Source organism: Klebsiella sp. JB_Kp004, assembly GCF_040065795.1.
Classification (GTDB): Bacteria; Pseudomonadota; Gammaproteobacteria; order Enterobacterales; family Enterobacteriaceae; genus Klebsiella; species Klebsiella quasipneumoniae.
The window spans coordinates 97,707-110,755 of record NZ_JBEAKW010000001.1; the positions used below are offsets into that span (position 1 = coordinate 97,707).

At 45.3% G+C, this 13,049-nt stretch carries 10 protein-coding genes; 1 reads left to right on the plus strand and 9 read right to left on the minus strand.

Annotation, left to right across the window (positions count from 1 at the left end; all coding sequences use genetic code 11):
* Window positions 1-24: 24 nt before the first annotated feature.
* From ABLX76_RS00435 to ABLX76_RS00445, 3 genes are all read right to left on the minus strand, one after another.
* The gene (locus tag ABLX76_RS00435; protein WP_023289371.1) at window positions 25-894 is read right to left on the minus strand and encodes an aldo/keto reductase; all 870 of its coding nucleotides are present in this window, start codon (window positions 892-894) and stop codon (window positions 25-27) included.
* 77 nt (window positions 895-971) lie between these two features.
* Complete coding sequence (locus ABLX76_RS00440) at window positions 972-2,174, minus strand: MFS transporter (protein WP_348873727.1); 1,203 nt, start codon at window positions 2,172-2,174, stop codon at window positions 972-974.
* Window positions 2,175-2,246: 72 nt separating this feature from the next.
* On the minus strand, window positions 2,247-3,383 hold the full coding sequence (locus ABLX76_RS00445) for an alpha/beta hydrolase (protein WP_065883024.1): 1,137 nt from the start codon (window positions 3,381-3,383) through the stop codon (window positions 2,247-2,249).
* A 171-nt stretch (window positions 3,384-3,554) separates the two neighbouring features.
* Here ABLX76_RS00445 and ABLX76_RS00450 point away from each other — a divergent pair, with 171 nt between their 5' ends.
* The gene (locus ABLX76_RS00450) at window positions 3,555-4,439 is read left to right on the plus strand and encodes a LysR family transcriptional regulator (protein WP_241516229.1); all 885 of its coding nucleotides are present in this window, start codon (window positions 3,555-3,557) and stop codon (window positions 4,437-4,439) included.
* 352 nt (window positions 4,440-4,791) lie between these two features.
* Here the strand turns inward: ABLX76_RS00450 and ABLX76_RS00455 are convergent, their stop codons facing one another.
* The 6 genes from ABLX76_RS00455 to ABLX76_RS00480 all read right to left on the minus strand — a co-directional run bounded on the left by ABLX76_RS00455 (window position 4,792) and on the right by ABLX76_RS00480 (window position 12,745).
* Window positions 4,792-6,420, minus strand: a complete 1,629-nt coding sequence (locus ABLX76_RS00455) for a carbohydrate porin (RefSeq protein WP_348873730.1) — start codon at window positions 6,418-6,420, stop codon at window positions 4,792-4,794.
* 49 nt (window positions 6,421-6,469) lie between these two features.
* Window positions 6,470-7,498, minus strand: a complete 1,029-nt coding sequence (locus ABLX76_RS00460; RefSeq protein WP_261901535.1) for a Gfo/Idh/MocA family oxidoreductase — start codon at window positions 7,496-7,498, stop codon at window positions 6,470-6,472.
* Entirely contained in the window at window positions 7,491-8,465 is a 975-nt protein-coding gene (locus ABLX76_RS00465) for a Gfo/Idh/MocA family oxidoreductase (protein ID WP_348873733.1), read from the minus strand. Before ABLX76_RS00465 ends, ABLX76_RS00460 begins: the two co-directional genes overlap by 8 nt.
* A gap of 17 nt (window positions 8,466-8,482) precedes the next feature.
* A complete protein-coding gene (locus ABLX76_RS00470) occupies window positions 8,483-9,889 on the minus strand; it encodes a glycoside hydrolase family 1 protein (RefSeq protein WP_348873735.1) in 1,407 nt (468 codons plus the stop codon).
* A gap of 10 nt (window positions 9,890-9,899) precedes the next feature.
* Entirely contained in the window at window positions 9,900-11,768 is a 1,869-nt protein-coding gene (locus ABLX76_RS00475) for a beta-glucoside-specific PTS transporter subunit IIABC (protein ID WP_348873737.1), read from the minus strand.
* Window positions 11,769-11,857: 89 nt separating this feature from the next.
* Window positions 11,858-12,745 (minus strand): PRD domain-containing protein, encoded by an 888-nt coding sequence (locus ABLX76_RS00480; protein ID WP_348873739.1) that lies wholly within the window; start codon window positions 12,743-12,745, stop codon window positions 11,858-11,860.
* Window positions 12,746-13,049 lie beyond the last annotated feature (304 nt).

A 13,049-nucleotide genomic window follows, 5' to 3' on the forward strand; every position in this document is an offset into this window, starting at 1 on the left:
AGCAGACTTCACGCTGAGCCACGATCAGTCGTGGATTTTCACCCCCAGACAGCCGCGAACGAATTCAGGGTTAAAGTGTTTCACTGCTTCGCCAACGTAACCTAAATCCAGATCGCTGATTTGCGCCATTTCGCGCGCGGTGAGCGAGAAATCCCAGATGGCAAAGTTCTCTTCAATACGCTCCTGGCGGGTGGATTTAGGAATGACCGTGACGCCACGCTGCACGTTCCAGCGCAGGACCACCTGAGCAACGGTTTTTTGGTGGGCATCGGCAATCTCCTGCAGCATGGCCTCTTCATACGGATTATGTCTGCCACCGCCTAACGGCGCCCAGGCTTCCGGCTGAACGTGATAGTGCTTCATGGTTTCCAGCGCCGCGGGCTGGGCGAAATAAGGATGCAGTTCGACCTGATTCACCATCGGCCTGATTCTGACGGTTTCGCAGAAGTTAGCTAACACATGGGCGTAGAAATTGGACACACCGATCGCTTTCAGGGTACCGGCTTCATAAGCCTCCTCCAGCGCGCGCCAGGCGCTGAAATAATCGCCCATCGCCTGATGCAACAGATATAGATCGAAGTATTCCAGCCCGGATTTTTTTAAGGACGCGGCAATCCCGGCTTTCGCCATTCCGGCGTTGGCCATGTCCTGAACCCACAGTTTGGAGGTAATAAACAGCGCCTCGCGGGTACACAGACCTTCGGCGATGGCTTCGCGAACGGCCTCCCCCACCGCATCTTCATTATCGTAGACGGCGGCGGTATCGATGAGGCGGTAGCCGGTGCGAATGGCGTTCAGCACCGACCGCTTACACTCTGCTTTATCGGTTACCTTAAAAACGCCAAAACCCAGCATCGGCATTTTACGGTTGTTACTTAATACGCAATATTCCATGGTCAGCCCTCATCTTGTTTAACCATCATGGTAGGCCATAAACGTCGCCGTGATTACCCTGTCATTTGTGATTTGACTTATGCATCCAGCTCATTAATCGGCGTGCGCTGAGATGAGCTGATTTTGGCAGAGAGCAGAAAAGTCGCCCCTGCCGCCGCCAGCAATAACAGACCGCTCAGTGCAAAATTGCTGCGCCATCCCAGACTATCAAACACCAGGCCGCCTGCCGTTGACCCGAGGGCAATCGATAGCTGGATCACGGCGACCATCAGACCACCGCCCGCCTCCGCATCCTCGGGCAGCGTCCGCGCAATCCACGTCCACCAGCCGGTGGGCGCGGCCGTCGCCAGCAGGCCCCACAGGCTTAACAGTACGGCGACTGATCCCGTGTGGTGTCCGGCCAGCAGAAGCGTTCCGGCAATCGCGGCCATGACCAAAGGGATAGCCACCAGCGTCGGATAAAACCGGGCGTTCAGCGCGCTCGAAATAAGCAGCGTGCCGACGAAACCGGCGGTACCCATCGCCAGCAATATCAGGGACAGACCAGAGGAACTGACTCGGGTCACGGTCTCCAGAAACGGTCGCACATAGGTAAATAAGGTAAACTGCCCCATAAAAAACAGCCCGCAGGCCAGCAATCCAAGGAATACTGTCGAGCGCCGGAACAGACCCAGCACGGTTCCCTGCGGCTGTGGTGCGCGCTGGCTTTTCATCGACGGCAGACTAACGCATTGCCAGACGAAAGCCACCATCGCCAGCGGGACGAGACATAAAAAGGCGCCGCGCCAGCCGACGGTGGCCCCCAGGTAGCTGCCCAGCGGCGCTGCCACAACGGTGGCCAGCGCGTTGCCGCCGTTAAAGATGGCCAATGCGCGGGGGACCTGGCGTTGCGGCACCAGGCGAATGGCCGTTGCGGCCGACATAGACCAGAAGCCGCCGATGACGATCCCAATGAGCGCCCTGCCCAGCATATAAACTGGATAGCAGGACGCCAGGGCAATCATCATTCCCGAGACCGCCATCAGCGCCGTGAGCGCTAACAGAAGGTATTTACGATCCCATGCTCCCGCAAGGCGAGAAATGGTCAGGCTGGTCAGCACCGCCAGCGCGCCTGAAATGGCAATGCCCTGACCGGCTAATCCTTCGGTGACGCCTAAATCGCCAGCGATGGGCGTTAACAGGCTGACCGGCATAAATTCTGAGGCAATGAGTACAAATACGCAGAGCGTCATCGCCAGGACGCCGCTCCAGTGTGCCCGGGTGTTACTTAATGCAGACATTATTTAGCTCCGACCATACAAAGCCGCCCGCAGGCGCGTGGCGGCATTGGGGATGTCTCCGGCACCGGAGATCTATTTCAGGTTGGTTTTAAAGAACTGCTCAAACTGACTAAAGGGAATTTTGCCTGCGGCGTTGTCATAAAGATCGACATGGTTTGCGCCAGGGACAATCACCAGTTCTTTCTTGTTGCTGCCAATAGCCTTATAGGCATCTTCGGCAAAATAGCGAGAATGGGCTTTTTCGCCAGTCACGATAAGCGTCGGAATAGTCACTTCGCCGGCATAATTCAGCAGCGGCATATTCATAAACGACAGCGGCATCGTCGCATTCCATGCCCCGGTTGAATTAACCGAACGCGGATGGAAACCACGCGGCATACGGTAATAATCGAAGAACTCTTTCAGGACCGGGTTGGGATTGGCGGGCAAGGTTTCCGGCAAAATACGATCGGCAGCGCTGACGTTGCCTTTATCATCAACATAAATGTCATGCCCGCCGGGGGCGAAAGTGCCGTTTGCCGCATCCTTCCAGCGCTGCGCGTTCAGATACTGCAGTACCGCTCGGCGGTCGGCGGTCGTGTAGCGGTCTTTGCCATCGCCGACTCCATGCCCCATCGCGCGGCTCATGTCATACATGACGCTGGTCGCCACCGCTTTGACGCGCGTATCCATCGCCGCGTCGTTTAAGGCCATACCGCCCCATCCGCAAATGCCGAGCAAACCGATACGGTGGCGATCCACCTCTTTTTGCAGGCCCAGAAAGTCCACCGCGGCACTGAAATCCTCGGTATTGATGTCCGGCGAGGCCACGTTACGTGGGTAGCCACCGCTTTCACCCGTATAGGATGGGTCAAACGCCAGGGTGACAAACCCCTGCTCGGCCAACGTCTGGGCATACAGGCCGCTGGATTGCTCTTTTACCGCGCCGAAAGGACCGCTAACGGCAATGGCGGCCAGTTTGCGGTCGCCGCGATCCTTCGGCAAGTAGAGGTCTCCTGCTAAGGTAATCCCGTAGCGGTTGTGGAAGGTCACCTTACGATGATCCACTTTCACGCTCTCAGGAAATGTTTTGTCCCATTTTTCAATCAAAGAGACAGGCGTATTCGGGTTAGTCGTATCAGCATAACTCATCGTTGTGACTCCACTTAGTGAGGCGCAAAGCAGCATGGCAGGTATCGCGGCTGTCAGTTTTTTGGTGAAAACCGTCATCAAAGTCCCCTAAATAAACGTGATCAATGCAAATCTCCAGTAGACAACGCTGCTGCGCTTTGTTGTCGTGGGCTTAGTGTAGCCAGCAGTAATAGTGCTGATTAGTGGGTGAAAAATGCTAAGATTAATACCATATTGTTCTAAATGGCATGCGGATTACGAGGCGGTAGAATGGCGAAACGAGAAAACTATAATGACCTTTATCTGTTTATGCAGGTGGTGCGGGAAGGCAGTTTTACCGCCGCAGCGCAACGACTCGGCCTGGCGCAGTCCGGGATCAGCCGTGCGGTTCGTGAACTTGAAGAGCGCCTGGGCGTTCAGCTTCTGATGCGCACCACCCGCCGTTTGTCGCTCACTCAGGCGGGTGAGCAGCTCTATCACAACGTCGAATCTGGTTTCGACGCCTTAGATATGGGACTCGCCACGCTGGCCCACTATCGTCAAACGCCATCCGGTACGGTACGCATCAATGCCAGCCAGCATGCCATTGATAAAGTCCTGCTGCCGAAGCTGGCAGTATTTAAACAACGCTATCCCGATATCAGACTGGAACTGATCAGCGAAAGCCGTTTTGTCGATATTATTGCGGAGCGATTCGATGCGGGCGTACGTCTGGGCCCGGAAGTCGGAAGCGGCATGATTGCGGTACGCATTTCGCACGATATGGAGATGGCGGTGGTGGGTACACCGGAACATTTTCGACGCTACGGCTTTCCACAAACGCCCGCCGATTTAGTCGTCCACCCCTGCATCGCTTATCAGTTTGGCGACGGCAGCCTTTACGCCTGGGAACTTCACGTGGATGGCAAAAAAATCACTCATCCGCCGCAGGGACAGTGGGCTTTCGCCGATAGCTATATGGAAGCCAAAGCGGCCAGGCTCGGTCTGGGGCTGGCCTATGTCCCGGAAGAACTGATTACCGACGATCTAGCGCAGGGCACGCTTATCCGGGTGCTCCAGCGTTATAGCCAGCGTCTGGAAGGTTCATTTCTCTATTACCCACACCGCAATGTGTCGCCCGCGCTGAGAGCGGTTATTGATACATTGCGAATGTAGCAGAGGTTGCCTGCGGGCTGCAGGCAACATGGAGCGTTTAGTGCCTGGTTACGTATTCCCCCTGTAATACTATGTCTGATTATGTCCACCATCAATTTGATGGCCACTATCTATAAAACAACACTGGAGGCGGACGTGTCTTACAACACTCGCCCCCACCCTCCATTTGATATTCATGACAAATAGGTATACTTGAACCCGACCACTCTTCTGTCGAAGTTATCGTCACAGAACGGAACACGCCACGCGGAGTATAGCGCTCGATTATATACCCGAAACCAAATATGATTTATATAAGTCAAGGTAAAATACACATATAATCATGTTAAACTTAAGATATAAGATAGTAGATTTACCACCACACTTCAGCTTGAGTACCAATGGTAAACTGGTCTTTCTTGTAATCATTAAATTCAAACTGAGTAATTTCATTATCAAAACTTTTCAGATATGTCGCATAAAAACGAATTTCTGGTCTTGAAGTCAACATACTCGTATTGACTTTAAAGGTATGGAACAGTGTTGTTTTCAGGCCCGACTCTTTATAATCGACACCACCAGTTTTATTAGTTTGAGTAAACCAGCCGAGCTCTACGCCACTCTGATTATAGATATCCCAGATGTAAGCAGGCCTTACCACAATTCGGGTGGAGTTAAAATCAGTATGGGGACCAGTATAATAATCATAGACATCATTACCAAAACTATAAACAAATGCATGCGCGACAATGTATCTTGAACAAATATAATTTTCGCCTTCTGAAAGGAATCTGTAGGCTTTACCATTAGTATGCTCACCATAATACTGCCCGTTATAGCCATAAAGAGCACCGGAGTCAGTAACTAATGAGAATCCGCTGGCAATCGAGTTGTTCGCAGTCTGGAAACTAAAATTAGTAAAACCACCTCTTTTCCAGTTTTGAGTTAATGTACCACCAACATGCCAGGCCTCTTTAACGCTATAATAAGTACCGTTATCTTCATTTTTCTTATTAAGGTCAGTTTTATTCGGAGTGGAATACCGTCCCCATACGTCAACCGTCGCATCAGACCAGACTGGCGTTTTATTGTAACGAATGTCAATGGTATTCGTGTTAATCTGTTGCGTCTGGTCATCATCCGGGTTAACGCTGTGGGCGTCTAAGTACTCACGCGTTAAGGCCATATTTAAATAGCCAGGGCCAAGACGCCAGTTTTCAATACCAACCCCGGCGGCGGCATCTGATTGATGATACTTGAAGTCCAACATCTGGATTTCAAGTTTAGGTAATTTATGTTTACCAACCCAGAAATCTGCATCCTTCGCAAACGGTAAAAATCCCTTTGTCGTAAGGTAAATATCAGAGAACTGCATCAGATTCTCTGAATTGCTATCAAACCAGCCTGCGCTATACTGAGAACCAACGTTACCATCGAACATGACTACTGCCTTGGCGCTTCTGCCATTCTCGTTATAAACGCGCTGAGAAAGTTCCAGATCGAACCATGAGCTATTTTCCTGCCCAAAACGCCCCAAAGATCCAATAGCATACGATTTTGCAGGTCCTCTATTCCCTACCGAGTAACCAGAACGAAAATACCCGGAGTAATTAAATCCGATATCATCCTTCACAAAAGCAGATATTTCTTTGAGAGTATATTTTTTATCACTCGTATTATTTTTGGATTGCGTTGTTCCTGATGGCTTAGTGACAGATACAGTTTCAACCCTATCTCCTGATTGATCAGATAATATTGGTTGTTGTTTCGCCGCAATGTGAGAACGCTGGAGTTCTTCATTCTTATTTATCACCAATTGCTGTGCGTTCAACTTCTTTTTTGTTTCCTGGAGATCCGCCTGTGTTTCTTTTAATTGCTTCTGGAGTTGAGCTATTTGCTCCTCAATACTTAAAGTTGAGGTAGCAAGAGCAGAGTTAGAGGATAGAATAGCAGTACACACAGCCAAAGATAAACACCCTTGCTTAAAGGTTATATTTTTCATTTAGTTATCCAATCATTCGGGAATTGGCCGCTATACAGCGGCCTCATGATTAATAGAGTTCTTTCACTCCATTTTCTAATAAGGAAATTTGATTTAATATTTGTTCAGGAGTGACAAGGCGCTCCTTTCCATTTTTAAGGGTGGCGAAAAGCGCGTCATAATAACGACCATAATCTCCATTAACGGAAATAACTCTCTGTTCATTAAAATCACCCGCATCATCTATATAAGTCAATACGCCATAATCTGCGGGGAGATCAATGCCAAAATCAGGATTATGAGGCATATAGCCTAACTTCAGATGCTCCTCTTGTTTGTCTTTTTTCTCTTTTACAAACATCCCTTTTTTACCATATACTACAAAACTTGGTCTTTCTTTAATTCTAAAATAGCTGGATTTAACCGAAACTTTTAATTTCCCATAATATAAATCAAGGTCAAAATAATCATTCATCCGTCCATGACCAAGGATCTGTTTCACATCATAATGTACAGAATCTGGCGTACCGAAGACAGAAATAATCTGGTCAAGCGTATGACAACCATGTCCGAATAAATAACCATTTACTTTATCAAAATGGTTAATAGATTCAGGTACCTGAGGCCTGAAATAATCATAGTGCATCTCAATTTCCAGAAGGTCTCCGAGGACACCGCTATCAATCACTTTCTGAACGGTCAGAAAATCGCTATCAAAACGTCTATTCTGGTATGACTGAACGACCACCCCCATCTGCGAAGCAAGCTCCAGAAGCTCTTTAGCCTGCTCAAGTGTTTCAGTAAAGGGCTTTTCCACAACACAGTGTTTGCCCGCAAGAATGGCCTTCTTCGCCATTTCATAGTGAAACTGCGATGGAGTAGTAATAATCACTGCATCGATCTCGTCATCTTTCAACAGGTCAGCAAGTTCCTGTGTATATTGAATACCATCAATTTGTGGCCACTGATCTCTTTCAAGATTCACAGAATAAATGGTTTTAACAGTGATCGAATCTTTCCGTTCTAGCACAAATGGCAAATGATAACGGTTTGCACTTTTACCGTTACCGATATAACCAATAATCATTTTGTCAGACATTTTTAACCCCGATATTCTGTTGGTGACGAGCCTTCTCAATAACGTTCAGGACATTGATACTGGTTTCCAGCATTTTTGATGCCAGTGAAAAATCTCTCATTGATATAATTTCAATGAATTTTCTAAATTCAGGAAGCAAACGATGCTTTTCAACATGCTCAATATGTTTAGCGGGTATGGCATTAGGTTTTAGCTCATATCCAACCATCTGATTTGCTGGTTTATTGAGAGTAATGCACCCCATTTCCCCCTGAATCGTTGAAGACACAGGCGCATGGCAGTCTTTCGCACCGACGCATACAGCCTTGAAAGAACCATAGTCCATGAGCAACATTCCACTGGTATCGACACCCTGGGATATATTCGCCTGATAAATGACACCTTCAGGCATACCAAAAAGGCCAACAACAAAGTGGATATTATAGATATTAATATCCATCAAAGCACCGCCGCCCTTTCTGGCGTCAAAGGCTGGATGGATAATATTATTTTTGAAGTGACTATAACGCGATGATAACTGGCTATAATTCATACTAACGATTTTGATATCGCCAAGAGCTGGCAAATCACGTTTTAAATTCGAATATGAATCAAGATAGTGAATATTCATGGCTTCAAGAACAACCAGGCCTTTAGACTCGGCCAGCTCCTTCAGATGCAATAGCTCAGCAACATCAATTACAATGGGTTTTTCTATGATCACATGCTTACCACTTTCCAGTGCTTTTACTGCAAATGTGTAATGCAGATGATTCGGTAAAGCCACATAAATAGTATCTACGTCGCTATTTAATAGCTCATCATAGCTAAAAAATGCCTTCCCATTTTGACATAAGTGAGCCAGTTTTTCCGTTTCGTCTTTTGTCGCTTCAGTACCCAGAATAGAAACAGATTCCAGCTCAAGATCGTTAATAAATGACATCACATCCTTGACGATCATTCCTGTGCCTAAAATACCCAGTTTCATATTTATACCTATATGCATTAACGCATCAATGATTTGCCATTAGAATTAATAACGTCTTTATACCAGAAAAATGATTTTTTCTTATATCGGGCCATGGTCCCTGAACCATCGTTATTGCGGTCCACATAAATCAGCCCATAGCGTTTTTTCATTTCGGCAGTTGACGCGCTCACGAGATCAATACAGCCCCAGGTAGTAAATCCCATGACAGGAACGCCATCTGCAATGGCCTCCTCGACCTGAACCAGATGTTCATTGAGGTATTTAATCCGGTAATCATCTTCGACCGTGAAGTTACCGTTGATATCTGTCACTAAGACATCCTGGGCTCCAAGTCCGTTTTCTACGATAAACAGTGGCTTTTGATAGCGGTCATAGTACTTGTTCAATGTAATCCGTAGGCCTTTCGGATCGATCTGCCATCCCCACTCACTAGATTCGAGGTATGGGTTTGGTACACCACCAATAAGATTGCCAATAGCAGGTTTGATCGATTTATCAGCCGTTTCACACACGCTCACATAGTAGCTGAATGAAACAAAATCAACGGTATTTTGAAGAATTTTCTCATCGCCATCTTCAAAATGAATCCTGATATTATTTTCTTTGAAGTATCTTTTCATATATCCAGGGTAGTACCCGCGAACATGAACATCGCCAAAGAAATCATTCATATGCTCCGCTTGCATCGCAACCAAAACATCATCTGGATTTGGTGTCAATGGGTAAATCGGCATGCTTAAGATCATACAACCAAATTTAGCATCTGGCATGATTTCACGGCCTTTACTAATCGCTAATGCACTGGCAATAAATTCATGATGCACCGCCTGAAACAGGTCTTGCTTACTGAGCTCTTCTTTAGGCGTAAAAATACCTCCGCTCATCAGCGGCTGATGTAACACTGAGTTAATTTCATTAAATGTTACCCAGTATTTAACCTTGTGTTTATAACGTTCAAATATCGTTGTGGCAAAATTCGTATAGAATTCCACCATCCTACGATTTGCCCAGCCATTATATTTTTTTGATAAATTTAACGGTGTTTCATAGTGAGAAATTGTCACCAGTGGTTCGATACCGTACTTATGACATTCGTCAAAAAGGTCATCATAAAACTTCAACCCTTTTTCATTTGGGATGGAATCATCTCCGTTTGGAAAAATTCGACTCCAGGCAATTGATGTCCGAAAGACCTTAAATCCCATCTCGGCAAACATTTTGATGTCATCTTTATACCGATGATAGAAATCAATACCCTTTAGTTTCAGGTTATCGCAGGTGGGCAGCTCAGTGACTGGAGCCATAATGCCTTTGGGCAGAACATCCTGGATACTAAGACCTTTTCCATCAACGTCAAAAGCACCTTCACACTGATTAGCCGCAACGGCTCCTCCCCAGAGAAAATCATTCGGAAAACTCATAACATCTCCTTCAAGCTATAGCCAGAATGTTCGAATTAAATACAGCCTTAGAATCCATCGATGCACTGACATCTTGATATTCTTCGGTATTTGTTACGATAACAACTGTCGTCGGGTCATACCCTTCAGACTTAATATAATCAATATCAAACTCAATAAGTAAATCGCCTTTTTTAACCTTGTCGCCATTTTTAATAAATGCTTTGAAACCATTGCCATCAAGCTGCACTGTATCCAGCCCGACATGAATAAGAAGCTCGATACCATCAAGTGACTTTAGGCCAATGGCATGATTTGTGGTAAATATAGAGAGGACGTCGCCATCGAATGGACTGATAACCTTGCCTACCGTTGGATGGATACCAATTCCTTTCCCTAAAATTTCATTAGCAAAAGTGGCATCGGATACATCACCTAACGCAATGATTTCACCTTCAACGGGCGAAGTAATATTTTTCATCTCAACTGCGACAACTTTTTTATCCTGGAGAACATCCTTTTTCAGTTCTTTTGCGTTCTCATCAACCAGGTCTTCAAACCCTAAGAAGAGGGTTAAAAGAATAGTCAGGACAATAACAATAACAGCAGCGACACAAGCTAATATAAGATTTAAGTTATTCGTATGATCGATAAATATCGGCATAGCAACCAGAGAAGCGATACCAAAACCATGAGCAGATAATTTAAATGCGCCAACAATCCCGCCAGTAATACCCGAAGCGATACACGCCGCAAGCATAGGTTTTTTCAGTGGTAAGTTCACGCCATACATACAGGGTTCGGTCAGACCAGCAAATATAGCGGTAAACCCTGCCGCCAATGACTTCTGCTTAAGTGCATTATTTTTTGTTTTGATACCTACACCGATACAAGCTGCACCTTGCGCCATATTAATAACTAACATCGCCGGGATAATCAGCATCTCCCCGCCCGGAGTGGCCAGGGCTGGTATGGTAATCGTAAGAAATGCCCAGTGCATGCCTGTCATGACAATAAATGGCATGATTGCACTAAGCACTACCATCACAATAATATGGAAGCTGTCGGGGATTGATGAGATGACATAAACGAGATATTTACCAAAAATTGCTCCTAATGGTCCGAGTAATAAGAATGCGATCGGCGCGGAGATAAGGATAATCAGCGCAGGGTTCAGAAATCCTTTTGTGATATTAGGGGTAATACGATCGACGAACTTCTCAATATATGAAATAACCCAGGCATTCAAAATAGCGGGAATGACCGTCGAACCATAGTGCGCGGAGATAACAGGCACTCCCAGGAAAAGTAATTTTTGCGAGTCATCCCCCATCAACGCTACGAAATCAGGATGTAAAAGTACTGCCGTGACGACAGCTACTAATGGTGCATTCGTATTAAATCGCTTAGCTGCTGCATATGAGATGAGGATCGGCATAAAGTAGAATGCGGCATCACCGATGGCACCTAACAACTTCATTGAAGTTGAGTCTGTCGACACAAAAAAACCAAGTATGAGATACAGAATTTTTACCATCCCAGCGCCGATCAAGGCAGGGATCACTGGCATCATGCTTCCGGCAATAACATCAATGATACGTTCGAGAACACTCTTTTTCTTCGCTTGTGCATTGTCCGTATTTGTCAGGCCATCAACATTAACGAGCTTTTTTACTTCATCATAGAACTTAACAACATTCTTCCCAATAATAACCTGATACTGATTCCCCTGTCGGACAACACCGGATACGCCAGCGATATTTCTGACTTTATTATCATCAACAATAGAATCATCTTCCAGGTTGAAACGCAAGCGAGTCATACAATGCACAAGCCCTTTGACATTACTATCCCCGCCGAGCTCTTCAAGAAGAGCTTCAGCATTTGATTTGTAATTCATTTCATACTCCATATATATGGTAGGCATAGTAGTGCCTCAGGCACTACTAAAATATACTGTTCTATCTGTAGACTGATTGAATGGGCTGATTATCTGTTTGAATTAAGTAGCCGATTTATATGTACGACCAGATACAATGTTTCCTCTTCTGTCATGTTGTACTTATATTCTACAAAAACATATTTTTTAACCTTATCCGCACAAGCATACTCCCTTGGGTACTGGCTACGGATAGTATTTATAAACTCCTGGTCACCATTTGTATAACTTTGTTTTTTTAGTAACCTTTGGCTGAAAAATCTCAGGTGCGTCAGAAAGCGATAATAGTCAAGACCTTCTTCATCAAACTCAAGGTTAAAATTATATTTTACAATATTTAACACCCCTTGAATGAGACGAGTCATCGCAATAGTTTCATCAAAAATCCCAGTTGTTAATGCATTCACTATATGTAATGCGATAAAACCGGCCTCCTCCTGAGGCAGTTCAATACCAATGCGGTTCTTGATATGTTTTATTGCATACAGACCTAATGCATATTCATGATTATAAAATCGCTTTGTTTCCCATGTCAGCGGATTTGTAAAGACCATTCCCTTTTTTGTCCTTTCAATGGCAAAGTTCAGGTGATCCGTCAGTGAGATATAAATGTTATCACTTAATTTCTTCCCCAGTGACAACTTAAAATACTGGATTATTTCATCAGTGACCTGTATGTGCTCATAGGGTATTTTTTTAACCAGGTTCTGAAATTTTGAGCTCACACCCGTATCGTCCAATTTAAATATTTTCTCAATCTTCTCCGGTGCAACTGTTTCTCCAGGCTTAGACTGAAACCCCAAACCTTTGCCAATCGCAATACACTCATCACCGTTACGATCCGTACAAATTATTTGGTTATTGTTAATTATTTTTTGTACTTTCATTTGACCATAAGCCTCAATAACCACAAAAACAAAAAAACCAAGCCCATGCATAAACTTTCTGTTATGCGGAACTTGGTCATGCCAGCTTTAACTGTAACACCCAATTCAGATTTTGATTAGCACTGTGATGCTGTGATTCACGATAACGATACAATCAGTCGAAATCTGTGAACTATCTCAAAAAAAAGCAAAACATAATAAAACGCATATTAATCAATGAATTACTTAGATTTTATCTATTTTTTAAATTTTTCATAGTACTTTTTCTTCAGCCGATTCACCAAGTTACCATGCATAATAACAATTTTTTAATACGCGAAAACAACGGACTGAACAGCAGACAAATCATTCATAA